This window comes from Dehalobacter sp. DCM, from assembly GCF_024972775.1.
Taxonomy (GTDB): domain Bacteria; phylum Bacillota; class Desulfitobacteriia; order Desulfitobacteriales; family Syntrophobotulaceae; genus Dehalobacter.
Map to the genome: position 1 here is coordinate 1,293,938 of NZ_CP092282.1, position 25,581 is coordinate 1,319,518.

19 protein-coding genes are annotated in these 25,581 nt (G+C 42.3%); 16 read left to right on the forward strand and 3 right to left on the reverse strand.

What is annotated here, in order from left to right:
• Window positions 1-99 precede the first annotated feature (99 nt).
• Window positions 100-960, reverse strand: coding sequence for a methyl-accepting chemotaxis protein (locus LPY66_RS06200; RefSeq protein ID WP_337987225.1), 861 nt, complete (start codon window positions 958-960; stop codon window positions 100-102).
• Between the two features lie 316 nt (window positions 961-1,276).
• Here LPY66_RS06200 and LPY66_RS06205 point away from each other — a divergent pair, with 316 nt between their 5' ends.
• The 6 genes from LPY66_RS06205 (at window position 1,277) to LPY66_RS06230 (ending at window position 8,557) form a co-directional block, all read left to right on the forward strand.
• The gene (locus LPY66_RS06205) at window positions 1,277-1,915 is read left to right on the forward strand and encodes a cobalamin B12-binding domain-containing protein (RefSeq protein WP_337987226.1); all 639 of its coding nucleotides are present in this window, start codon (window positions 1,277-1,279) and stop codon (window positions 1,913-1,915) included.
• Window positions 1,916-2,158: 243 nt separating this feature from the next.
• Window positions 2,159-4,732, forward strand: coding sequence for a molybdopterin-dependent oxidoreductase (locus LPY66_RS06210; protein ID WP_337987227.1), 2,574 nt, complete (start codon window positions 2,159-2,161; stop codon window positions 4,730-4,732).
• Window positions 4,733-4,742: 10 nt separating this feature from the next.
• Entirely contained in the window at window positions 4,743-5,552 is an 810-nt protein-coding gene (locus LPY66_RS06215; protein ID WP_337987228.1) for a 4Fe-4S dicluster domain-containing protein, read from the forward strand.
• A gap of 51 nt (window positions 5,553-5,603) precedes the next feature.
• On the forward strand, window positions 5,604-6,785 hold the full coding sequence (locus tag LPY66_RS06220) for a hypothetical protein (RefSeq protein ID WP_337987229.1): 1,182 nt from the start codon (window positions 5,604-5,606) through the stop codon (window positions 6,783-6,785).
• A 17-nt stretch (window positions 6,786-6,802) separates the two neighbouring features.
• A complete protein-coding gene (locus LPY66_RS06225) occupies window positions 6,803-7,021 on the forward strand; it encodes a hypothetical protein (protein WP_337987230.1) in 219 nt (72 codons plus the stop codon).
• Window positions 7,022-7,216: 195 nt separating this feature from the next.
• Window positions 7,217-8,557, forward strand: coding sequence for an MFS transporter (locus tag LPY66_RS06230; protein WP_443112463.1), 1,341 nt, complete (start codon window positions 7,217-7,219; stop codon window positions 8,555-8,557).
• Window positions 8,558-8,665: 108 nt separating this feature from the next.
• Here the strand turns inward: LPY66_RS06230 and LPY66_RS06235 are convergent, their stop codons facing one another.
• Window positions 8,666-9,598, reverse strand: coding sequence for a LysR family transcriptional regulator (locus LPY66_RS06235; RefSeq protein WP_337987232.1), 933 nt, complete (start codon window positions 9,596-9,598; stop codon window positions 8,666-8,668).
• Between the two features lie 46 nt (window positions 9,599-9,644).
• Window positions 9,645-11,693, reverse strand: a complete 2,049-nt coding sequence (locus tag LPY66_RS06240; RefSeq protein ID WP_337988036.1) for a sigma-54 interaction domain-containing protein — start codon at window positions 11,691-11,693, stop codon at window positions 9,645-9,647.
• A 460-nt stretch (window positions 11,694-12,153) separates the two neighbouring features.
• Between LPY66_RS06240 and LPY66_RS06245 the strand changes: the two genes are divergently transcribed.
• The 10 genes from LPY66_RS06245 (at window position 12,154) to LPY66_RS06290 (ending at window position 25,567) form a co-directional block, all read left to right on the forward strand.
• Window positions 12,154-14,424, forward strand: coding sequence for a molybdopterin-dependent oxidoreductase (locus LPY66_RS06245; protein ID WP_337987233.1), 2,271 nt, complete (start codon window positions 12,154-12,156; stop codon window positions 14,422-14,424).
• A 21-nt stretch (window positions 14,425-14,445) separates the two neighbouring features.
• On the forward strand, window positions 14,446-14,784 hold the full coding sequence (locus tag LPY66_RS06250; RefSeq protein WP_337987234.1) for an oxidoreductase: 339 nt from the start codon (window positions 14,446-14,448) through the stop codon (window positions 14,782-14,784).
• Window positions 14,785-15,053: 269 nt separating this feature from the next.
• The gene (locus LPY66_RS06255; protein ID WP_337987235.1) at window positions 15,054-16,142 is read left to right on the forward strand and encodes a uroporphyrinogen decarboxylase family protein; all 1,089 of its coding nucleotides are present in this window, start codon (window positions 15,054-15,056) and stop codon (window positions 16,140-16,142) included.
• 254 nt (window positions 16,143-16,396) lie between these two features.
• Entirely contained in the window at window positions 16,397-17,200 is an 804-nt protein-coding gene (locus LPY66_RS06260) for a methyltetrahydrofolate cobalamin methyltransferase (RefSeq protein ID WP_337987236.1), read from the forward strand.
• 103 nt (window positions 17,201-17,303) lie between these two features.
• Window positions 17,304-17,936, forward strand: a complete 633-nt coding sequence (locus tag LPY66_RS06265; RefSeq protein WP_337987237.1) for a corrinoid protein — start codon at window positions 17,304-17,306, stop codon at window positions 17,934-17,936.
• A gap of 22 nt (window positions 17,937-17,958) precedes the next feature.
• Entirely contained in the window at window positions 17,959-18,945 is a 987-nt protein-coding gene (locus tag LPY66_RS06270) for a uroporphyrinogen decarboxylase family protein (RefSeq protein WP_337987238.1), read from the forward strand.
• 909 nt (window positions 18,946-19,854) lie between these two features.
• Window positions 19,855-21,087 carry an MFS transporter gene (locus LPY66_RS06275; protein ID WP_337987239.1) on the forward strand — a complete coding sequence of 411 codons (1,233 nt, stop codon included), beginning with the start codon at window positions 19,855-19,857 and terminating at the stop codon, window positions 21,085-21,087.
• 235 nt (window positions 21,088-21,322) lie between these two features.
• Window positions 21,323-22,159 carry a respiratory nitrate reductase subunit gamma gene (locus LPY66_RS06280; protein WP_337987240.1) on the forward strand — a complete coding sequence of 279 codons (837 nt, stop codon included), beginning with the start codon at window positions 21,323-21,325 and terminating at the stop codon, window positions 22,157-22,159.
• Window positions 22,160-22,171: 12 nt separating this feature from the next.
• Entirely contained in the window at window positions 22,172-23,785 is a 1,614-nt protein-coding gene (locus LPY66_RS06285) for a (Fe-S)-binding protein (protein ID WP_337987241.1), read from the forward strand.
• 105 nt (window positions 23,786-23,890) lie between these two features.
• A complete protein-coding gene (locus LPY66_RS06290; protein ID WP_337987242.1) occupies window positions 23,891-25,567 on the forward strand; it encodes an FAD-dependent oxidoreductase in 1,677 nt (558 codons plus the stop codon).
• The last annotated feature ends 14 nt before the right edge of the window (window positions 25,568-25,581 follow it).

Below are 25,581 nucleotides of genomic sequence, written 5' to 3' on the forward strand. Positions count from 1 at the left end.
CCAGAATAAGCTCTGTTTTATTTATAATCTAGAAACGGGAAGCAGAGGGTTTAGTTAAAGCATAAAGGAGTGTCATTCTTTATAAAAATGTTGCAGTGCTTATGAGTTTGTAGCATCTTTTATAGTCGAAAGTTCAGCTAAGTTTTGTGATTTCTCAGTGACTTCTTCGATTGCAGCAGTCATTTCTTCCGTAGCAGCGGCTTGAGTCCCTGCAATATCTCCAATATCGGTAATATCGGCTATAATTCCTTCAATCGATTCTTTCATCTGGGTAAGAATTTGAGTCACGGTTATTGCCGAATCTTTACTTTGGGCAGCGAGTATTCGCATTTCTTCAGCAACGACAGCAAATCCTCTGCCTTGTTCACCGGCGCGGGCTGCCTCAATGGCAGCATTAAGGCCCAGCAGGTTGGAGTGAGAGGAAATATCTGTGATGGCATCGATTACTTTATTAATTTCTTTTATTCTTGTGGCAGTGTCTTGAGCAGAATGAACAACGTAATTAATTTTATTGGAAAGACCTTGCGAACCTGAAGCTATCTCTTGTAAGCCGGCATTCATTTCTTCAATTGTAGAGGCTAAACCGTGCGATATCTCGGCAATGGCATTCTCTTTCTTCAGGCTCCGTCCTAGGGCTAGACAGCCGATTCGATCTCCGTTTCGATTTTTAAGCGGGTATGTGATTGAGATAAATGGAAATCCAAACCTTTCTTTATCGGCAATGCCGAAATAACATTTTCCGCTTTCCACCGTATGAACAAACGCGCCAGTGGGCGGTAACGGCTGCCCGACAGGATTTTCTCCGGGAGGAAATTTCATTTCATTACCCGGGTAGTAGTATAAAAAGTGAGTTTTATTTGAGATTGTGACCATCAGGTCTTCCTTTAAAATTTCTTTAAGTTGTGAAAAAACTTCCGCATAACACTCCAATAATTGATCGTTATTCAAATCAATAATCATTTAGTTTTCCTTCCTTCATTCCATAATTAATAATATTTTGATATGTAGTTAAGGGAATGCTTTGCTAAAAATACTCCAACAATTTAATTATCGGAATGGAACGAAGGATAGACTAGAAACAAAAATATGTAACAGTATCATTTTTTTGTTGCGACTGAAAATTGAAGGATAAACTATATGAGAAATAAAGAACTTATCAACAAAATATTGAATACGTATCACAATTTTGTTTCTGGACTAAGCGTTTGCAAGTACGCATAATAAAAAAGCTTTCAATTAATAACTAATCTATTTATTTATAAGAAAGGTGATTTTAATGATTCAATTATCAGAAGTAACGTCTGCGGTGGGACAGTTGGATGAAGAAAAATTACTTCAACTACTGAATGATTTTGTTGCGAGCAACCCTACCGAAGGAGATGCTCAGGCAGTTGTCAATGCCTGTCAACAAGGGATGGCTATCGTCGGTGAACAATTCGAAAGTGGAGAGTATTTTGTCGGAGATTTAATCTTCGCGGGGGAATTACTTAGTCAGTCGATTGAAAGCCTGAAACCAATCATTGGAAGTGCAAGTGCCTCGAAAGTTGGCAAAATTGTCCTAGGAACTGTTGAAGGGGATTTGCATGACATCGGAAAAAACATCTTCAGAAGCATGGCAGAAGCAGCTGGTTTTGAAGTGTTTGATTTGGGAATCGATCAGAAACCAAGCACCTTTGTCGAAAAAGTTGAAGAAGTTAAACCGGATGTTATCGGAATGAGCGGAGTATTAACTCTTGCCCTAGAAGCAATGAAAAAGACAGTTGAAGAACTCAAAAACGCCGGTCTGAGGGATAATGTAAAAATTATTATTGGTGGAAACCCGGTTACTGCTGAAGCATGCAAGCAAATTGGTGCCGATGCTTTTACGACAAACGCGGCAGAAGGCGTTAAAATATGCCAGGAGTGGCTTAAGTAAATTACGATATAATGGGAATGCCCTTAATATTTGTTGAAATGGGTACTTAGCAGAGATAGGAAGGATTATCAAATTTTAGCCCAGATTTTTAGAACAAAAATCCGGGCTTTGATTATTCTTCGTCATAAAACAATAAAAAATTGTTATAGTATCACTATTTTGTTTCTGGACGAAGTTTTCAGTAAAAACCATAATAGGTGATGTTGAAATTTCATCGTAAATTATGTGAAAGGAGCAATTTTTTTGTCAGAAATTAAAACAACAATCAAAACGTTAGGTTTCTGTGGTCCGTGTACAGCCTCCGATCCAGCGGAAATTGACGTCAAAGATGGAAGACTACTTCGGACACGGCCGTTTAGTTACACTGAGCACGCTCCGAAAGAGGGATTGAACACCTGGAGCATTAAAGCACGTGGCAAGGAATTTAAGGCTAAAGAGAAGTCCGAAATTACCCCGTTTGCGCTGGCCTATAAACAGCGTGTTTATTCCCCAAATCGAATTTTATATCCGATGAAGCGGGTGGATTTTGATCCCAATGGGGAAAGAAACATCCAAAATCGCGGTAAATCTAAATATGTACGTATTTCCTGGGATGAGGCGACTGAGATTATTGCCAAAGAAGTATTGCGGATCAAAGAAAAGTACGGGATGAATTCAATTTTTGTGCAGTCGGACGGACACCATGCAGTCAAGATGATCCATGGACCCCGCGGAACGGAAGGAGCCATGCTGGATGCGTTAGGCGGATACACGTTACAAGCACGCAATGCGGACAGCTGGGAAGGTTGGTATTGGGGTGCCAAGCACATGTGGGGGCAAGACCCTATCGGACAAGGCGATCAAAATAATTTATTTCACGATGTAGCTAAGAACTCTGATATGGTTTTGTTTTGGGGCTGCGATGTTGTTACGACTCCCTGGGGCTGGGGAGGACATTTTCCAAGCCGTTACTGTTTCTTTTTACGGGATATCGGTGTACGTCAGGTCTATGTATGTCCGGATGTTAACTATGGCTGTGCTGTGCACGCCAACAAGTGGCTGCCTGTTTTGCCTAATACGGATTCAGCCCTACAATTAGCTATTGCCCATACTTGGATCAAAGAAGATCTCTATGATAAAGAATATATTAAGACCCATGCCGTCGGTTTTGAATACTTTGAAAATCAGGTAATGGGACTGGACGACGGCATTCCCAAAACGCCGGAATGGGCTGAGGCTATCTGCGGCATACCGGCACGGCAAATCAAGGCGTTGGCCCGTTCGTGGGCGAAACAAAATACAACGATTGCGCACTGCAATGGTGGGTCTTTCATTCGTTCTACGTATTCGCATGAACCAGCGCGGCTTGAAGTGGCTCTTCTAGGCATGCAAGCATTGGGTAAGCCCGGACGTAACCAGATGAAAATGATGGAGTATCAAATTTTCAGTATGGATTCGCAGATGCCTGCTCCGCGTTCGAAATTTATTCCCACTCTCGGCTCTATTTTATTCCCATACCGAGCAAATCAGAGGGAATCGTTAGTTCCGGAAACACTGGTACCGGAAGCACTTGCTGGAGATTATTCCCATGAAAATCCGCTTACTTGGCATGGGTGTACAGTTGCCGGTACTCCGGTAGAAGATCAATTCAGAAAATTAACGTATCCGGTTGAAGGCTCTGAAAGAATTCACATGGTTTGGACGGATTCCCCTAAATGGACATCTTCCTGGAATGGCGGCTTCAAGTTTATAGATGCGCTTCATAGCGAGCATATCGAATTTGTTGTAGCCCAGCATATTTGGATGGAAGATGATTGCTTGTTTGCAGATGTTATCCTACCGATTAATACAAAATTTGAAGAATATGATATTAACGCAGATATTGGCTCCGGCAACTACAACACGTTGGTATTGGAGGAACAATCCATCGAGCCTTTGGGTGAGTCGAAAAGCGACTATGAATCGACTCTGGTGATAGCGGAGAAGCTGGGTGTTCTGAGTGCGGTTTCCAAGAATGAAACAATAGAAGATAAAATCAAAAAAGGTTTTGAAAACTCTGGTGTACAGGACTATATGAGCTTTGAAGAGTTCAAAGAGAAGAAGTGTTATGTTGTCCCAGCCGCAGATAATTGGGAAGGGGATTTCGCAGGATTCTATCCGTTTTATATTGATCCGGAGAGTTTCCCGTTGACGACCCCGAGCGGATTTATCGAATATTATTCCGAGCGCCTGGCAAAATATTTCCCGGATGATGATGAGCGCGGTCCTTACCCGAAATGGATCGAGAAAGGTGAATCCCATCCGGATGAACGGCTGACCACACCGCGGGCTGAAAATTACCCGTTCTTACTCGTATCCAACCACCCACATTGGCGGCTCCATTCCCAGCTTGATGACTGCGCTTGGTTCCGGGAGGTCAAGACGTGTAAAGTGAAAGGTCCTGACGGCTATGCTTATGAACCGGTCTGGATCAATCCGCTGGATGCACAAAAGCTCGGTGTAAAATCAGGAGATATTGTCAAGATTTTCAATGAACGTGGGTGGGTACTCGGTGGAGCTTATGTCACCGAGAGAATTCGGCCCAGTACCGTTCTTCAGGATCATGGAGCCCGAATTGACCCGATTGTCCTGGGGGAAAGTGACAGGGGGGGATCGAATAACCTGATTGCGCCCAAAACGATTATTTCTAAGAATTGTGCTGGTGAAGTCACCAGCGGTTATTTGGTAGGTATCGAGAAGGTTGATGTTTTTGAATTAGCTAAGCAATACCCTGAGGCTTTCTCCCGCAAGTATGATCCGGAGACAGGCGTTGTTATCGATGCTTGGCTCGCAAAATAGGAGGAGCAAGATGAAAGTATTTATATTTGACGCTGAACGCTGTAATGGTTGTTACGGGTGCCAGGTGGCCTGCAAAGATGAGCATGTCGGTAATGATTGGATGCCTTACGCTAAACCCCAACCGAATACGGGTCAATTCTGGCTGAAGGTTAAGGAAAAAGATCATGGCCAGGTTCCAAAAGTTTTTGTTGAATACACTCCCTGGTTATGTATGCACTGCGATCAGCCGGCATGTCAGCAGGCTGCACCGGACGCAGTGTATAAACGGGAAGACGGTTTGGTCATTATTGATCCGGTAAAGTCAGAAGGCAAACGCGAACTGGCAGCATCCTGCCCGTACGGTGCTATTTACTGGAACGAGGAACTTAAAATTGCCCAGAAATGTACTGGATGCGCGCATCTCGTTGATGAAGGGAAAATACCTCACTGTGTTGATCTTTGTGCTACGGGCGGACTTAGCTTCGGTGAGGAAGCAGATTTTGCCGAGGAAATCGCCAAGGCAGAAATCATGCTGCCAGAAAGTGATTGCCGACCGCGCGTTTACTATTTGAACCTGCCTAAACTATTCCTGGCTGGTGAAGTATGGGATCCCAGTACAAACGATATCATTGAGGGCGCTTCCATCAGTCTTGTTACGCCCGAAGGGAAAACTTATCAAACCAGCACCGACGATTTCGGGGACTTTTGGTTTAGAAAACTTAATAGGGGGGTATATTCCCTTAAAATTGAGGCGCAAGGCTTTGAGACTGTGGAAAAATCAGGGATTGAACTGAGCGAGAGTCTGAATATTGGAGATTTTCCGTTGAAAAAGTTAAGCTAAAGTTGTGTTAAAATCACATTAAGATATCAAAATCGTAAGGGGGTTCCGAACGTGGATTCAAATTCTTTGTACAAAGAAAGAGAACAAAATTTATTTGATGCAACCAGTTTTAGGGAGCCTAAAAAAGTGCCCGTCGGCATGGAGTTTGTTTATTGGCCGTTTACGTATGCCGGAGTCACGTATAAGGAGGTTGAGCATGATCCAAAGCTTACCGCTGAAAAGTTTCTCAAATTTCTAGATGATATTTGTCTGGACTATATTTGGGCAGGCGGAACGTTGCCCTATCCGTATAAAGCTTTTCAGGCCCTGGGCTGTGATAATTTTTACTTGGCTAATGACGATACAACAGTTGCCCACGCCCAGGTCGCTGACGTTTATATGAAAGACGAAGACTATGACGAGTTGATCAGGGATCCACATGAATTTTTAGAGGAGACCTTTCTTAAAAGTAGAATTCCTGCTTTTCAAGAAGAACGAAAAGAAGATGCTTATGCAGCCGTCAAAAACAGTATGGTTGAATTTAAAAAATTCATGGACACCAATGACTTGATTAAACAGGGCTTTAATGACAAATCGTTGTATACGCTCTGCAATTTCCCCCTGATCTACACCGCGCCGTTGAAAGTTATTTTTGATAAGTTAAGAGGCATGAAGGATACGTTGATCGATCTGCGCAGGAGACCGGCCAAGGTCAAAGCAGCCTGTGACAAAATGTTTGAACAGGATATGGCAGCCCTCAGAATAACGCCAGAGGATGTAGCCAAGATCCCGGGTCTTAAAGTCGGAATGACCGGTTATCACGTTGAATGTTTCTTAAATGGAAAACAATTTGATGAATATTTTATGGAACCTTTTCTCAAAATGTATGAACCCTATATGAAAGCCGGCTTGAAGTTTTTCCTGAAGGGTGAAGGGAAGTTTCTCAACACCATAGAGCGATATCGCCAGACGCCCAAAGGAAGCATGATCATCATGCTCGAGGAAGATGATCCGTTTGAAGCACATAAACTTATTGGTGATTGGTGTACGCTGGCCGTTGGAATAACAGCTAACTTATTAAAGTATGGGACAAAACAGGAATGTATCGACTACGTTAAAAAATGCTTTGACACGTTTGCTCCAGGCGGAGGGTTTATCTTCATGCAGGACAGACCTTTGCTCAGTGCACAGGATGCCAAAACCGAAAATGTTTTGGCAGTTTATGAATTTGCGAATGACTACGGTAAAAAATAAGAAAGGAACAGTTAAAAATGACAAAAGAAAACTATACTGTTGCTGAATTATTAGCCATGCTTCAGGAAGATGATTCCTGGGAAAAGGATCCGGATAAGAGGGCTAAGCTGGTCCAAGCCTATCGGATGCGTTTATCTGTACCGTCTGGGTTAAAATCCAATCTTAGCAATGCAATGGGGCAAACATCGAGTGGTCAACACAGGGACAAGTTGGATAACAACGAGAATCACAATTAGAAAATTTACTATACCAGAAATACCTTCATTGATCATTATCACTGAAGGTATTTCTACTTGAGAATAGAAAATCCATAAGATTTGAAAAAATGCCAAAACCAATATTCAACATCAAAATGAATCCGACTACTAATCACGTTGAATTGATTATAGTAAACCAAATGATACGATTTGAAACATCATTGGGATAAAGGAGTGTTCATATTGTCGAACACAGTAAGAAGAACGAATAATTATTTTGATGGCCTTCGGGTAACAAAACAACAAATATTTCTTTTTGTCATTATTGCTTTAGCGTATTTCTTTGAGCAATTAGATAACAACAATTTTGCTTTTATTGCCCCAGCTATGATCAAAAGTGGTTTTCTGACCAAGGAAAAAATTTCGTTGATTACTTCCCTCTATTTTTTAGGTATGACCCTTGGCGGATTTCTTGGCGGTATTCTGTCTGATCTTTTTGGGCGCCGTAAAACCTTTTTGTATGCAATGTTGATCTTCTCGACCGCATCTGTTCTTAACGGTATGGTTACAGATTTTCCTCTTTTTGTTCTGGCTAGAGTGACGACGGGTTTTGGTATTCTCATGCTAATGGTTACTTCGATGGCCTATATTTCTGAAATGTCTCCCGCGGAAGGACGGGGAAAATGGCAAAGTTTAATAAACACAGGTGGATTCTGCGCTATGCCGGCTATTGGTTTTATTTCCAGAGCGATAATCCCAACCGGTCCTGAAGCCTGGCGAATTATATTCTTTTTTGGTGCCTTAGGATATACTTCTTTCCTGCTGGGGCTAAAATATCTTAAAGAATCGCCGCGCTGGCTAGCTTCGAAAGGCAGAGTCAGTGAAGCAGAAAAGATAATCCGTGAACTCAGTGGGATTGATGTGGATCTAAGTGAGGCAGTTAAAAATATTCCGCCTAAAGTCAATGTTTATGAACAATTTACCGGTATGCTGACCCGAAAATATTTAAAACGTACTGTCATCTTACTCTTGTTCGGTACGCTTACGACGGTCGTCAGCTTTGCTTGTGCTGTATGGATTCCAACCCTGGCTTCACTCAAAGGATTTTCTTTGGAACAAAGCTTAAGCATAGGGACAGCCTATATGTGCGGGGCTCCGCTAGGATTAATGGTTGTTTCTTTTTTTGCTGATAAGGGTGGGCGTAAGATTCCCTTAACTGTCTGGATCTTTTTTATGGCTATGATGGCGTTTATCTATGCGCATATTAATGTATATATTGCAACGCTGATCATGGCAATACTACTGAATGCAACATTGATGGGTATGAGCAGCATGCAGACCGCATATATACCGGAACATTATCCCACGAAAATGCGGAATACAGCAGTCGGTACAATTAATGCGTTTTATCGGCTGGCCGTTTCTCTCTCGCAACTGTTTATCCCTGTTATCGTGTCCGGATATGGCGAAAAGGGCTTGTTTATTATTCTTGCGGTGATGTTGGTGCTTGCTTCTATCATACTGTTAACATTTGGTGAACGAACGGGTGGAATCTCATTGGAACTAATCGAATAATAAGCGTGATGACTTAACGCAAAAGAATAACGCTGAAGAAGATTAACGTGTTAAAAAGGATCTGAATCTCATCATTTGAGAATCTGGTCCTTTTGTTGTGATATTGTCTTAACAGTTTGCTTTAAGAATATTTATAAACACTTTAGCAGCAGCAGACAAGGCACTTTGACTATTTACAATATAACCGCAATAAAAATTGAGCTTATCACTAATTGGAATGGCGATAATTTCTTCGGGGTTTTCGTCCATGCTCTTCCTTAAAGTATATCTATTGGAAAAACCGACAGCGAACCCTTCAGAGATAACTTTATTTCGGGTTGGAATATTATCAGAATCCATAATAACCTTTGGTTCACCATATATATGTTTATTAGCCATAATGTGATTGAGAACGATATTATTCTTAGAATCCATATAAATGACGAGAGGATAATTGAGCAATTCCTTTATAGAAACAGATTTTCTGGAAGCTAAAGGAGAGTCTTTGGATACTAGTGCATAAATGGGATTTGAAAATAATTTATAAAATTTAACGTGATTTTCGGTGCCTAAAAAGTTAGTTTTGCTTTCTTTTTCTAACATAATTAAGCCAACTTCTGAAGCGCCAGTCACCACAGCTTCGATTACTTGTCCGGTATGACCTTCGCGTAAACTTAATTTGATATTGGGGTACATCTTGCATAAAAAAGTAGTTACCTTTGGTAATATATCGATATTAAATGGTGTAGTACTATAAATTGCTAAAGAACCTTCCAATTCGAAGGATTTCGCAGCCGGGTTATCCAGTGTTTGCAGTTTGAGTGCTGAAAGATCGTTAAGATAATGGCTGCTTAACTCCAAATATTTTTGACCAGCCTCGGTAAGGCAGACACCCTTTTTCGTGCGATTCAACAGCTTAAAACCAAGCTCGTTTTCTAAGCGGGCAATCGAACTGCTTATTCCCTGGGGTGAGATGTGTAATACTTTACTGGCCAGAGACATCGATTCTGTTTTAGCCAGTTCCATTAGAATTTCCAAATGATCCGCACGAATTTTAATCACTCCTTAATATGGCGCAGAGGAGAGCACACTTGCATTTAATTTCAAGCTAGGTTAGAGAATATCTTTTCATCTTACGATACACTGTTGATCGACTTATTCCTAATTCTTTTGATACTTTCGAGATGTCATGATTATGTTCTTTAAGTAGTTTTACTAACATTGTTTTTTCGATATTGTGAATTGTTCCAAAGGTATCCATGCCTTCGTTGCTAGAAATCACCGACTGTGGATTGGATTGGCGTATGGCTTGAATGATAATATCCGGCATATGTTCCGGTAATAGAGTTAGGTGGTTGCGGCTTTTAGCTATGGTTAACATGTAGAGGACAACATTCTCGAGTTGACGGACATTACCGGGCCAATCATATTCTTCTAGGATTTGGAGTGCTTTGTTTGAAATAGAAAACGGTTTTATCGCGTTTAGGCGGCAATAATCATCCATGAAGTACGAAACTAATAAACGAATATCGCCTTTGCGATCACGCAGGGGTGGAATATTAATAGGGAACATGGATATGCGATAAAAGAGGTCAGGACGAAAATGGCCTTTTTCCATCAAGTCTTTTAGATCCTGGTTAGTCGCTGTGATTAAATTAAATTCGACTTTGTGGGAGACGTGATCACCAATGCGTGTTATCTGTTTATCTTGAAGTACGCGTAATAAGACGGATTGAAGCTCATAGGGCATATCGCCGATTTCATCCAAAAATAAGGTACCACCGTCAGCCATTTCGATTTTCCCCTTACGGCCTTTTTTGTCGCTTCCGGTAAACGAACCGGCGGTATACCCGAATAACTCACTGCTGATGAGCTCTCGAGGTATTGCCGCACAGTTTATCGCGACAAACGGACCCTCTTTACCCTGATAATTGTGAATTGCTTTGGCGAATAATTCTTTACCGGTACCACTTTCTCCAGTTAAAAGAATATTCCCATTGGAGTTAGCAAAACAAATCGCTTGATCGATTGCATTACGGAAGGCATCGCTTTCCCCGATCAGATTGTGAAAGCTGTCGGCAGGTGGCGGCTCGTTACTTTTAATACTAACTTGGTTCAATTCTTGAACGTCAAAAAAATGAAGAATAGAACAGGGATGACCGTCAACCGTAAACGGACTAATCTGAATAGAATAACGGCATGTTTCTGTTGATAAAAATATGGATTCGGTTATAGTCGATTGGAGCTGCTTTTGAATGGATGTTATTACTTTTGAATTTCTCGGGAGGTAAGTTTTAATATTGTTAGATTGTCCATCTTTAGGCACTGTTGTAAAAAACCGTTGCCCAGATGAATTAACACCGATAATAATCCCGATCGGGTCGACGACAAGGATTGGTGGATCAGCTACAAGCTGTGAAGTGTGTTCCTTCGAAGGGACGAGGAAGTGCTTGCCGGGGGGCGGCAGGATGCTGGTCTGGATTCTGTACGCCAACAGGAGCGCTTGCGTAAATATGTTGGATACTTTTTCTTCAACAGCTTTTCCCCAAAACTGCTCTTTTTCCTCATATGCCAAAGTGAGAACCGCAGCGAGTGAACCGTTAGCATCAAAAATTGGCGTAGAGGCACTGTTCATATTCAGATCACTTTCTAAATAATGTTCCGGTCCAAAAACGATTGAAGGACGTAATGATCTTTTACAAAGTAAATGAGAAGTTAAACCGCTTTTAAGTATCTCTTTTGGTTCATCGCTAAAAAGGAGCTCTTGAACCGAATAGGTTTGAATACCACTTTCAGTCTTGCGAAAAAAGTAAGTATTTTGCCGGTCGTGGATATTAATAAAGATCGGCATATTATTAAATTCTCCAAGGTCAGTCACGGTAGGCAATACAATCTCGGCAAAAGGCATAATATTTTTCATAATGAGATTATCATTCGCAGGATCAGGGGTTTTATCTGAAGGACGCAAACCCATCTTATACGATTCAATCCAGACCTTTTTGATCTCTGCAGATGGGTATTCTGAAGCCATAACAGCATCAAAGTCTTCTTCAAGCAAAGCTTTTTTACAGCGAATAGTACATTCCCACCGTTCCTTGGTCATTGGACTATGGTCAATATTCCAAAAGGTAGTTTGTTGCATATTCGGCGTAATCATTTGTTTCAATGCTTTAACAAATTTTTTATGATCAGCCATGTTAACGGGCATCGTTTTTTCCTCCAAGACGAACTATCAGAAAAATTACTAACTTGTATATCCTAGTATTATTCTACCATTTTATTAAACAAAAAGACATCCTTACCACGAAAATATTGTAAATACGCGTTAATTACTCTCCGTAGTTCAATTTGCGACTGTCTCATTACCTAAGTGCAATATGCTACACGAGTCATTTTTTATCTTGATAGGACGATGTTGAATAAATATATTCACTTTGCTTTTTGTATTGATGGAATCTATTAAAAAGTCTTGTATTTAGCAAAGAAACAGAGTGTAAATCGCTCGTGCTTTGAATAAATTTTAAAATTACTTAATATGAGTTTTATTATGGCATGAATTTTGCAATGTATACTGGCGTAGGCAATATCCTAAACAACGATTAATTGGAGGAATTCTAATGGCAAAACTACATTGGAAAGAAAATGCTGCTCCAGCCGTTACAGAATTAGAAGACGGTACTAAGATCTATCGTACCAATGCTTGGTCACCCCCTGGGTGTCATGCGGTCGGCTGTGGTCTGCGTATTTTTGTGAAAGACGGTGAACTTCAGAAAGTAGAAGGTGATCCCGATCAGCCGATTACCAAAGGTCGTCTGTGTGTTCGCTGTTTAACGATGAAAGAATATTTCTATCATCCGGATAGAATCAAGTATCCCATGAAACGCGTCGGGAAACGCGGTGAAAACAAGTGGCAGCGTATTACCTGGGATGAAGCATATGACACCATCGTGGAGAAGTATCATGAGTGTGTAGAAAAGTGGGGTGTCAATTCGGTTTCGGTTTTTGCCGGCACCGGACGTGAAGCCTGCCGCTACCATACGCCTCTTTGTCTGGGTGTCTTCGGCAGTAAAACGATTGTACATCCCAATAGTGGTTGGTCTTGTCTTGTCCCCCGACAGGCAGTGATGACATGGATTCTCGGCAGTGCTTATGTCGATTTTGACTATGCCGCCGGGTTACCCTTGCGCTACGATGATCCCAATTGGGAACCTCCAAAATATATGCTTATATGGGGACGTGATCCCTTGCGCTGCAACGCGGATGGCATGTGGGGGCATTCTATGGTTGAACTTATGAAGCTGGGTACGAAACTTATTACGGTCGATCCACGTGCTAACTGGTTGGCAACGCGATCAGAGTACCATCTCCAGCTACGCCCCGGCACGGATGCTGCGTTGGCGCTGGCGATCCTTGATGCCGTCATCAAGACAGATAAATATGATAAAGAATTTGTGGAGAAATGGTGTTATGGTTTTGACGAACTGGCCGAAAGGGCAGCACAGCATAGTCCGGAATGGGCAGAAAAGATAACTGGCGTACCGGCCGAAGATATCTATGCAATCGCAGAATGTCTTGTCCAGAAACCTTCCAGCGCATGCGTGGGTTTGGCTATTGACCAAAATCCGAATACGATTCAAATCGGACATGCCCTTTACAGCATTTTTGCGATCACGGGCAATATGGACATCCCTGGAGGCTTGTTTATGGGACAGCCGTCGATTTTCCCCGGCCGTGCCCAGGACAAGAAATCAAGTGAAATACATGAGGAACCGGAAGAAGAATTTGAAGGTATCGGCTATAAGGAATTCCCTGCAATTCCACTGATCGTCAATACCACTCATCCTGACTGCACCCTGGATACCTTGGAAACAGGCAGGCCTTATCCAATCAAGTTTGCCTTTATCCAGAGTTCAAACTTACTCGCTTCCTCTATTGTTGTTCAGCCTTCCAGATGGTATGAGGCCATGCGGAAACTGGAGTTTATTGTAGCATCTGATATTTTCATGAATCCAACGATTGCCGGTTTAGCAGATATTGTCTTGCCAATCTCCACCTCGCTTGAACACGAAGGAATAATTACCCGTACCGGGGCCTCCCAACCCGGACAGTTCAGTGCCATTGTCAAAGTCATGGAGAATTATGGTGAGACAAAGAGTGACCTGGAAATCTGCCTTGATTTGTACCACCGCCTGCATCCGGACAGTGACGATCCGCGCTGGAAGGATACTGACAGTTATCTCAGCAGCGATTTAGCGCGGATCAATGGTGCGAATGTAACTTTTCCGGAGCTAAGAGAACGTGTTTCAGGCCAGTATGAATTGGAATACCGCAAATATGAAAAAGGGCTGCTGCGCCCGGACGGTGAACCCGGATTCAATACGATAACTGGTAAAATTGAATTGTTCAGTACCATGCTGGGGGCACTTGATGAGGACCCGCTTCCGTACTATCAAGAGCCAAAATTCAGTGCAGTTTCTCGGCCGGATATGGCCAAAGATTACCCGATGACCATGACCACAGGGGCAAGGCGTTTTACCTCCTTCCATTCGGAACACCGGCAGATTAAGACATTGCGGGAGATACACCCCTGGCCGACGGTGGAAATCAATTCTAAGACAGCTGAAGCCAAAGGGATTACAGAAGGATCCTGGGTCTATGTGGAAAATCCCTGGGGCAGAGCCAAACTTAATGCGCATTTGACCCCAACTTTAATAGAAGATGTCGTTTCCATGGATCACGGCTGGTGGTATCCGGAAAAAGGTGAGGAAGATATGTTTGATGTTTGGGATTGCAACATAAATAATTTGATTCCGAATAAGGAAAACGGCAAACTTGGTTTTGGTACCCATTTTAAATGCATGCCCTGTACTATTTACAGAGCGGAATAAGAAAAGGAGGGTTAAACGATTATGAAGCAATACGGTCTGATGATTGACAACGAATACTGTACCGGCTGCCATAGCTGTGAAGTAGCCTGTAAAAATGAGCATAACCTTCCGTTAGGGCAATGGGGTATTAAGGTCCTGGAACTGGGACCGTGGAAATTGATGGACGATAAACACTGGGAATATCGCTATATTCCAGTTCCGACCACTTATTGTGATCTCTGCAAAGACAGAGTTGCAGAAGGTCAAAAACCTTCCTGCGTGTTCCACTGTCTGGCCAGTGCGATGGAGTATGGTACGCTTGAAGAACTTACCGCTAAGATGGTAGCTAAAGGCAAGATGGCATCCATATTTATACCCTGATAACCCCCAGCAGTGTAGACGATAAGGAGGTGATTGAACAATAAGTTGCTATTTTCGTCGTCCATATTTGTTGTTTTTTGCATAATTAAACGGAGCTCAACCTGATTTTAAAACAACTTTGCTGCAATGAACGATGAACAATTGAGCCCATTTCTTTATGCTATTTGTTATCAATAATACTGTGGCACGAATTTTGCAAAATACATGTAAGTCCTGATCTATGCCAATCAATAAACAAGAACTTATACTCATTATAGGAGGGAAATGGAATGACTGTACCCGCATTTGACCCGAAAGAGCTGGAAATCGTACGGCGAATTCCAGCAATGCCGGGAAAACCGGAATCTCCGGTATATAATTTCCCGGTAGCTCCAAGAGAAGCTTTTAAAGCAATGTATGATAGAAAGCCGATCTGGCAGATTACCGGGGTTGAGAGCACATTATTTACACCCAAGGTGATCCCGGATAATATTGCGCGGGCGTTTGTGTTTGACGGAACCACTGTTCCCGGAGTCAGTAACAAAACAGGCGGCAAAGATATGTTCGGAATTGATTGGGAGTATGTGGCACAGGTAGGCGGCTCGATGGTACGACCCGGAAAACCGTTACTCGAAGATGCCAATGAATGGGTGGACAAAGTGGTTTGGCCGGATATTGACACCTGGGATTGGGAAGGAAGCCAAAAAGCCAACGAGCAATATTTAAAAACCAATAATTTTGTTAACTGCATGTTTATGAATGGCTGGTATGAACGCTTGATCACCTTGATGGAGTTTGAAGGCGCTATTATTGCCGTGATTGATGAAGAACAAAAGGATGCCGTTAAAGCTTTTTTAGAAAAACTCAGCGATTTATATATCCGTATTTTAGATAAGCTTCTGACCTATTTCCCCCAGATTGATATTTTCTGTATGCATGATGATTGGGGTTCGCAGAAGGATACCTTCTTCTCACCGGAAACAGCTGCGGAAATGATCGTGCCGTATATGCGGAAAGTAACTGATTTTATCCATTCCCGTGGCAAAAAGTGCGAACTTCACAGCTGCGGTATGCTGGAAAAACAGGTTCCGAACATCATCGCGGCAGGCTGGGACTCTTGGAATCCTCAGGTTATGAATGATACACAAAAAATTTATGAACAGTATGGTGATAAAATTCTGGTTGCTGTATTACCAGATAAGTATGATCCTGCGATAACCTCCGAGGAAGAGCAGCGGGCACTGGCCAGAGCTTATGCCGATAAATTCTGCCGGCCAGAAAAACCCTCCCTGTGGAATATGTACGGTGCGGATATGCTAACGCCAGCTTTTAGAGAAGAGCTCTATAAACAATCCAGGATCAACTACGGCAAAGGCTAACTAGTACAGCATTCTTTAATTTTCTTTACACCTCAAATCAGGTCTGCGTGCCACAGTTCCGGCGACAAGCGGAGCATGGATTGCGTAGCGCGGCTCTTTACGCCAAGGATGGCGCAAGAGCCGAAAGCGGAATGTGGCATGCAGACCAGCCCAGATTATTACATCCTTCTGTCATGGTATTTAGAGAACGTTGAACTAGTAATTATTAATTTTATTAAGTAAATAATATAAATTTATAAGGAGAACTAACTACAGTGATTATCATTGGCGAAAAAATCAATGGCGCGATTCCTTCTGTCGCCAAAGCCATCGCGGAAAAGAATGCTGACTTTATCCGCAATTTGGCCAAACTCCAAACAGATGCCGGGGCTAACTTTATTGATGTTTGCGCATCAACGGATGTCAATATCGAAGTTGAAACCCTGAAATGGCTGATCGACCTGGTTCAGGAAGTGACCGATACCCCGATCTGTATTGATAGCCCCAATGAACAGGCTATTGTTGCAGCCATTCCGTTTTGCAAAAAGGCTGGACTCATTAACTCCGTCTCTGGCGAAGGCAACAAGATCGACGTTATTTTCCCGATTATTGCCGATACCAAATGGGAATGCGTGGCGCTGCTCAACGATGACAGCGGTATTTCCAAGACGGCTGAAAAACGGCTCGAAGTTTTTACGTACATTATGAAACGCGCGAAGGAATTCAATATTGCGCCATCCCGTCTGCATATCGACCCGCTGGTTGAAATGCTTTGTACATCCGAAGACGGTATCAATATGATCGTCGATGTTATGACAGAAATCAAACGGCAGTATCCTGCCATCCATATCACCGGCGGCTGTAGCAACGTATCCTTCAATCTTCCTGCGCGTAAGCTCGTGAATCAAGCGTTCTTGGTTCTGGCCATGAATGCCGGCATGGACAGCGGTATTATCGACCCGACCAATCAGGATCTGACCGGTATGATCTTCGCTACTGAAGCCCTCGTGGGTCAGGACGAATACTGCATGGAATACATCGGTGCCTTTAGAGAAGGAAAATTCGGACAAAAAAAATAGGCTAAGACCGTAGAGTTATTTAATAAGATGAATAAGTTTTAATTACTTTTTTATATGGTGGATAATAACAAAAAGAATCAATATTTTAGGAGGAGAATTTAATATGGCAAAAATCAATGAAGTTAAAGCAATGGTTGAAGCAGGAAAAACAAAACTCGTTGCAGGTCTGGTTCAGGAAGCCCTTGATGAAGGAAGCGCAGCGAAAGACATTCTCCAAGCCATGGTAGACTCCATGGGTGTCGTCGGAGATAAATTTTCCACGGGTGAAATCTTTGTACCTGAAATGCTGATGGCCGCCAAAGCCATGGCGAAAGGTGTCGATGTTTTGAAGCCGTTAATGGCTGGAGACAGCTCCAATTCATTAGGTACCTGCATTATAGGAACCGTCGCAGGTGACCTGCATGACATCGGTAAAAACCTCGTTTCCATGATGATCGAGAGCGCCGGTTTTACCATGGTTGACCTCGGCGTAGACGTACCGGCGGCTAGATGGCTTGAAGCAATTAAAGATAATCAGAACGTGACCTTAGTTGCCTGTTCCGGACTTTTGACGACAACAATGCCGGCGTTGAAAGAAGCAGTAGAGACCATCAAAGGCAGCGGTCTCACCGGCTTCAAAGTTATTGTTGGCGGCGCGCCTGTCACCCAGGAATTTGCTAACGAGATCGGTGCCGACGGATTTGCCCCGGACGCTGGAAGCGCTGCCGTCAAGGCGGTTGAACTCGTAAAAGCATAAGTCAAAAGGAGGATTTAATAGCGTGCTTACGAAAAAGCAAAACTTATTAGAAACCATCCGGGGTGGGAATCCGGATCGGTTTGTAAATCAATATGAGTTTATGGAGTTAATTTTTGAAGTCCCATCGGATATAAAACGGGTTCGCGGTACAAAGTTTAAAGATGGTTGGGGTGTTACGCGGCAATGGCCCGAAGACCAACTTGGTGCTTTTCCTTTGCATGACGATGAACACAAGGTGTTGAAAGATATAACACAGTGGAAGAAAGTTGTGAATGCTCCGGCAATTATTACGTCTGATGAAGAGTGGGCTCCTGCAGTTGCCCATGCCAAGGCGATTGACCGTAATGAGAAATATGCCGCTGTCATTGTTGGACCGGGCGTATTTGAGATGACCCACATGCTGATGGGTATGGAAGACGCTTTGATGGCTTTGTATGAAGAACCGGAAGCAATGCATGAGCTCATAGACTATATTACAGAATACGAGCTGAGATATGCCCAAGTTATAATCGATCGACTTCATCCCAATTTACTTTTACATCATGACGATTGGGGAAGCCAAAAAAATTCCTTTGTTTCTCCGGAGATGTTTGAAGAGTTTTTTGTGCCTGCGTATAAGAAAATCTACAGTTTCTATAAAGCCAATGGCGTCGAACTCATTGTCCACCACAGCGATTCTTATGCTGCCAATCTGATTCCTTCGATGATCGAAATCGGCATTGACATTTGGCAAGGCGTGATGAAAACGAACAACATCCCAGAAATAATTAAAGAATATGGCGGAAAAATCTCGTTTATGGGCGGGCTTCACAGCGGTGAAGTTGATTACCCTACGTGGACACCTGAAAACTGCGCCAAACATGTGGAAGAGGTTTGCCGTAATTACGGAAAACATTATTTTATCCCGTGTTTAACTTCCGGTTTGCCGATGAGCTCATTCCCAGGCGTATATGACGTTGTTACTGAAGAGATTGACAGAATGAGTAAAGAATTATTAGAAAATATATAGATTATTGCAGAATGTCATTAATTAATATGCCTCCCTAAATGGTCCTAAATGGGGGCGTAAAGAAACTTAGCCTAAGCGAAAGACGTCATAACTGGCGTCTTTTCTTTTTGGGGTTTTGCAGGCTTGCCCGACGCCCCCTTTTATATACAAACTCACGGCACGTAACTTGGAGGCAAATATTTTTCTTAAGAGAACGGCTATTTTTGCATAAAACAACAATAATAGTCGCAGACAAAAAGATGTTTGCTTTTAAATAATTTAAAATTATCAGTATATCAGCAGATATAAAAAAAAAATTTAATTATTTCACCCGTTGGTATGTATTTTGCATTTATATGTCTGTGTCAAACTAAAGTATTTCATTTAACAGAAAAATCTATCACGAGGTTACAAGAAAAAGGAGATGGGGTAGAACCTATAGTTACAACAAAATACTTGTTACTCTATCAAAATGTTGTTTCTGGACGAATTAATTCGTAATTAGCATAATAGGTGATAACAAGGATTCTGAGTGCTAAGTAAAGGGGAAGATGATAATAGAAATTGTCGAAGCAATAGATTACTAGGGAATATCTGGATAGAATAATTGCCTGGCATCTTCGGTTCATAGGGAATTAGCTCAAGCGCATTATAATGCATTAATTTTTCAAGTCAATACGTTATGATCATTATGTTTTCTAAACAGGATATCGATTTGATACGCAGTAGGTATTATGAATTCGACAAACTATGCGAGAGGAAGGAGGTGCTAATATTAAATCGTATTCTGTAAAAAAATTCTTATTTATATAGATGCGTATAGCATGAAGCTAAGCTAATCCATACATGAAGCAAGATGCCAATCGAATGAGTTCATTATCCGGATACCTTCGTAATATAATTTTTTTAGATGAAAGGGTTGAGACGTGAATGTCACAAGAAACATCAAAGTATAAATTAAACTGGGTGATCATGGTTGGAGTCATATTTGCCGTCATTTATCAGGGCGCTGCAAAATCGGCTGTTCCCGTTTTGGGAAGTCTCAGGCAAGTTTTTCCTGATGCAAGTGCGACAACAGTTCAAATGCTTGTCACGCTACCCTCGCTTTTGTCCATGCTGGTTTCTCTCATTTCGGGTGTTATTGTTGCGTATGTACTCAAAAAAACGCTTATCCAATTCGGACTCGCTTGTTTTCTGATAGGCGGAATCATACCAGGCTTTGTTCACTCCTTACCTGCTTTATTCTTTTCCGCTGTCCTTATTGGAATCGGACAAGGGTGCCTTATCTGTATCGCTTCATCCCTTTTGGCAGAGAATTTCGAGGGAAATGCTCGCGCTACGGCTATGGGACTTAGACAGGCAGCAGCCAGCATTGGTATCTTAATCCTGACGATGGCCGCTGGCTTTTTGGGGCAAATTGCCTGGTATAAGGCCTATTACATCTATTTCTTCGTACTTGTGATTATGGTCATTGTTGGGTTCCTATTACCGAAAGGTAAACTTGATGATAAAATAGTCGGGAGTGGCCAGGGGTTAGCTGGATTAAAAGACGTATTTAATCCCTCTTTGGTTTACTTATCGATCCTGATGTTTTTCCTCGCGGTTTTCAGCTCAGCATTTTTCACCAATCTTGGTATGTCTATCATGGACAAAGGTCTCGGCGGCCCTGCCCAAATTGGTATTGCCACGGCATGGAATCAATTTGCTCAGATTATTATTGGAATTATCTACCTCGCCTTGGTTAAGCTATTTAAAAAATATATGCTGGTTGTATCAACATTTCTTGTGGCCGTCGGATTATTTGTTTTAGTCAATGGACCAAATCTTTCGTATTATGCTATCGGTGGGCTCCTCTTCGGTGTTGGATGCGGTATTCAGTTTATTGCAACGGTCCATTTTGTTTCTGAGACAGTCGAGTCTTCGAAAGCTGCAATGGCACTTGCAGTATCCATGGTTGCAACCGGTTTAGGGGTTACCGTATCACCGCTTATTGTTAATCCGATTACACAGATGTTCGGAGAAATCAATGGTACAAATGGGTTGCTGGTTGCAGGTGTCGCTTTTGCAATCATGATGGTAGTGGAATTGATCCGCGAAGTGTTCTTTAACAAGAATTCGAAGATCGGTATGCCAATTAAGGCTAATACAGAAAGCGTCAACTAATAAATCTTTCATTAGCAATGGAAACTTAGCCATAAATACCTTCATTATTATGACGAGAGTCAGATAATGAAGGTATTCTTATTTTGTACAAATATTAGCCTGCCCATTTAGAATTTTTATTGTCACAATCAAAAATGCGAATTTTACAGACCTTGGGGGCTATTTTACACTATTGATGTACAGAATTTCACGAGGATCACTTTGAAACGAAGAACGTTGAGGGGAGAGAAAGATTTTGCTGCTGACAATTTACCTTTTTATATCGGTGTTGTTCTTTATCGTTTTTTCAGCTTACAAGGCGTGGAAATATGCTTCTATGCCGATTCATAGCCGACTTGAGCTTTATCCTGTGCCGAAAGAAGCAGGCAGGGCAAGTTATGGCGGTTCTTATTATGAGGAAGTGGAATGGTGGAATAAACCCCGTCAGGTATCCCACGGCAATGAAATTAAAGATATGTTGCAAGAAATGCTTTTTATCAAAAAGCTATTTGAGAACCATCAACGGCTCTGGTGGCCATCCTACTCATTCCATATAGGAATCTATTTTTTGTTTTTATGGACTATTTGTTTACTCATTGGGACTGCTTGGCCAGAGCAGGCGATAACCTATCTAATCAACATTACGGGTGTTGCCGGTTTTGTTTTGGCAAGCATCGGGAATATTGCGCTTTTAATTCGTAGGATTACAGATCATGACATGCGTAAATATACGACGCCGCAGGAGTATTTCAATTTGTTTTTGATCTTGGCAGTACTTTTGAGCGGCATCTATGCTTGGAGCGGAAATGTCCTCTTTTTTCTGCCCAGGGAGATTATTCATCAACTACTGACATTTCAAGCTTTACAGGTTGATCCGGCCGTTTTAATTCATTTAATTCTACTTAGTTTTATGTTCATTTATATCCCCTTAAGTAAAATGAATCATTATGTTGGCAAGTTTTTTACCTTTCACAAAGTCTTATGGGAAAATGAACCGAATCTGCCCGGAAGCAAAGTAGAAAAAGAATTAATGGAAGCAGCAGCCCACCCGCCTGCCACTAAATGGTCTGCTCCCCATATGAATCAGGATTAAGGAGTAATTAACATGAGTCATTCATCTGAAATACAACCGAAAGATATCGCGAAACCGGTAGATAAACTTGGTGAAGTTTATTCGTTAATGGTTTTGTCTGCTCCTTATGATAAAGAGGGAATGGAACCAGATCTTAAAGAACCGAAAGATTCTTGGAAAACAAAATTCTGTGCGTCGTTGGACGGGTTTATTGCTTTGGATACGCTTGTCAGACCATCAACATCTGAGGAGGAAGATGAGTTTGTACAAAAATTTATTAATGGTTTAGCAAAATTATTTGCAGATAGTAATAATAATTTTCTGCAGCCGTTACAATTAACGATGGATTATTGTGCTAAATGCAATACGTGTTCGGAAGCCTGTCATGTATTTGAAGCGACAAATCGCCATGAATTATACAGGCCTATTTTTCGTTCTGAGGTTTTCCGAAAAATATATAAAAAATACTTTACGCCAGGCGGAAAGCTTTTAGGCAAATTTGTCGGGGCAGATATTGATATCAACTGGGAAAGTATTGCCCGCCTTGGCGAACTTGCATATCGCTGCAATTTATGCCGCCGTTGCGCACAAACTTGTCCGCTTGGCCTGGATAATGGTACGTTAACGCATGAAATCAGAAAAATATTTAGTCAGGAAATGGGTATTGCGCCGACCGCATTGCATACGAAGGGTACCGAGCTCCAATTAAAAACCGGTTCTTCCACGGGAATGAATAAACTTGCTTTTTTGGATACAATCGAATTTCTTGAGGAAGAGATCGAGGAAAAAACAGGACGCAAAATTAAAATTCCAATTGACAAAAAGGGCGCTGATTTTCTCTTGACACATAACGCCGGAGAATATTTGGCCTGGCCTGAAAATCCGGCGGCTTTTGCTATTCTTTTTGAGGAGGCAGGACTCAATTGGACCCTTAGCAGTTCAATGATTGGTTATGATAATGTGAATTATGGTATTTGGTATGACGATACGATGGCCAGAAAAGTAGCTCTGCAACAGTTCGAGGCAGCCAAAGAGTTGGGTATCCAGCGCATTGTTATCGGAGAATGCGGGCATGCCCATAAAGCTGGAATTGTAAGCAGCGATCGCATGACATATGGTGAAGATAAAGTTCGTGTTGAAAGCTGTCTGCCGCTTTTATGGGAGCTTGTGGAAACAAAACGCCTAACCTTTAATCCGGAAAAAAATAATTTCCCTGTGACGCTGCACGATCCATGCAATATTGTTCGCCATATGGGTATTGTCCAGCCCCAGAGAAATATATTAAAAGCAATTTGCCCCCAATTCAGGGAGATGACACCGCACGGTGTAGATAATTATTGCTGCGGTGGCGGTAGTGGCTTTGCGGTGATGCAATCATTAAACTTTCCGGATTTCCGTAATAAGATCAGCACGCGCATGAAATTTCAACAGATCTTGAATGCCTTTGACGAAGAGTTGGTTACCAATACCGACATCGTCAAATATGTCTGTGCACCTTGTTCCAACTGCAAAGGAGCGATTCGGGATATGCTGGAGTATTATCAGGCAACAGACCGATTCAATATTCACTATGGCGGGCTGGTGGAGTTAATGGTCAATGCGTTGACTACCTTGGAACAGCCCTATTTAACATTCACAGACGAATAATTTTTTTTTGTGTGAATATTTGGCGGTAAAGAGGCAAGCCTGTTTTTGTGAAATATGTGATAAATAACGTAAGGCGTTGTACGAATTTGAGGAGGTGTATTTTATATGAAAGTTGTGATTATCGGTGGTGTTGCGGCAGGTCCCAAGACGGCTGCGCGTTTAAGGAGATTAATGCCGGATGCCGAAATTACCGTTATTGAGCAAGGTGACGTTATTTCTTACGGCTCCTGCGGATTACCTCTCTATATTGGCAACCTGGTTCCGGATATTATGGACCTCATGACGACATCCTCCGGCAGTGTCCGAGACCGTGAATTTTTTGCGGATACCAAAAATGTCAAAGTTCTTAATAATACCCGGGCTGAAGCAATCAACCGAGAGAAAAAATCAGCACGTATCCATAACCTTATTTCAGGGCAGCAGGAAGATTTCTCTTATGATTATTTGGTTCTGGCGACCGGAGCAAAACCTGTTGTTCCGAACATACCGGGAAAGGATCTTCCGGGAGTATTCAGTCTTCATCATCCGCAAGATGCGCAGGCTATTCGTGAATTGGTACGTGTAAAAAAAATCAAGCACGTCACAATTATTGGTGCAGGTTTGATTGGGATGGAAGTAGCGGATGCATTAGCAGGACCCCGTTTGAAAGTAACAATCTGCGAAGCTTTGCCTCAAATTTTGCCGAAATTGCTGGATGCGGATATGGCAGCGATGGTGGAGCGGCAAGTCCGGGCAAAGGGCGTCGAAATATTTTTAGGGTCAGCCGTTCAATCGTTAATTGCCGGAGAAGACGGCGCAGTGGCGAAAGTCAAAACAGCGACTGGCGAAATCGATACCGAGGCAGTCATTCTTGCGATCGGGATGCGGCCGGCAGTAGAGCTTGCCCGTGATGCCGGGTTAAGTATAGGAATTACCGGAGCGATCAAAGTGAATTCCCAGCTTCAGACGGATGATCCGTATATCTATGCGGGCGGCGATTGTGTAGAAAATTTAGATCTCATAACAGGTGAGCCGATATACTCCCCGCTGGCATCGACGGCCAATAAGCATGGCAGAGTCATCGCCAATAATATCGCTGGTCAAACAACAGTATTTCCGGGCGTTAATAAAACATCGGTATTGCAATGTTTTGATTACAATATTGGACGCACAGGTTTAGGGGAAGATGAGGCTATCCATAAGGGATTTGAAACCAGCACCGTCCTTATTTCGGGCTATGACGCAACGCATTATTTTCCGATGCATGACAAGGTAAAGGTAAAGCTAATCGCTGAGAAAAAGTCCGGAAAGATTTTGGGAGCTCAGGTACTTGGTGAAGGGGAAGTCATCAAACGTCTGGATGTTTTAGTAACGGCTATGAAATACGGCGCTGACCTGGAGGACGTAGCCAGTCTGGATTTGGGTTATGCACCACCGTTCTCCACAGCTATCGATTTAGTGGCTCATGCAGCCAATGCCTTGCAGAATAAAATCAAGGGTCTTGTTCCCAGTGTATCCACTCAAGAACTCATGATGATGTTGCAAAATAAAGAGAGTTTTCAATTTCTTGATATCCGTACTTGGGACGAAATTCAAAACAAGCCAATCTCTTATGAGAATAAAATAGAAATACCCCTTAATGAACTTAATAAACGCTGGCCGGATTTACCAGCCAACCAAAAACTCATCACAGTATGCGAATTGGGGATCCGCGGGTTTGAGGCGGCTTGTTTGCTTAAGGGCAAAGGAATGAGTAATGTATTTTTTCTGGAAGGCGGAGTTTCTGCCTTGGCTTCGGATTAAGTTAGTGTCGCTAA

Bases quoted from the DNA above. Each gene is read 5' to 3' on its own strand.
- LPY66_RS06200 (WP_337987225.1), bottom strand. From the start codon at position 960: ATGATTATTGATTTGAATAACGATCAATTATTGGAGTGTTATGCGGAA.
- LPY66_RS06205 (WP_337987226.1), top strand. From the start codon at position 1,277: ATGATTCAATTATCAGAAGTAACGTCTGCGGTGGGACAGTTGGATGAA.
- LPY66_RS06215 (WP_337987228.1), top strand. From the start codon at position 4,743: ATGAAAGTATTTATATTTGACGCTGAACGCTGTAATGGTTGTTACGGG.
- LPY66_RS06225 (WP_337987230.1), top strand. From the start codon at position 6,803: ATGACAAAAGAAAACTATACTGTTGCTGAATTATTAGCCATGCTTCAG.
- LPY66_RS06240 (WP_337988036.1), bottom strand. From the start codon at position 11,693: ATGATTACGCCGAATATGCAACAAACTACCTTTTGGAATATTGACCAT.
- LPY66_RS06245 (WP_337987233.1), top strand. From the start codon at position 12,154: ATGGCAAAACTACATTGGAAAGAAAATGCTGCTCCAGCCGTTACAGAA.
- LPY66_RS06250 (WP_337987234.1), top strand. From the start codon at position 14,446: ATGAAGCAATACGGTCTGATGATTGACAACGAATACTGTACCGGCTGC.
- LPY66_RS06255 (WP_337987235.1), top strand. From the start codon at position 15,054: ATGACTGTACCCGCATTTGACCCGAAAGAGCTGGAAATCGTACGGCGA.
- LPY66_RS06265 (WP_337987237.1), top strand. From the start codon at position 17,304: ATGGCAAAAATCAATGAAGTTAAAGCAATGGTTGAAGCAGGAAAAACA.
- LPY66_RS06275 (WP_337987239.1), top strand. From the start codon at position 19,855: ATGTCACAAGAAACATCAAAGTATAAATTAAACTGGGTGATCATGGTT.
- LPY66_RS06285 (WP_337987241.1), top strand. From the start codon at position 22,172: ATGAGTCATTCATCTGAAATACAACCGAAAGATATCGCGAAACCGGTA.
- LPY66_RS06290 (WP_337987242.1), top strand. From the start codon at position 23,891: ATGAAAGTTGTGATTATCGGTGGTGTTGCGGCAGGTCCCAAGACGGCT.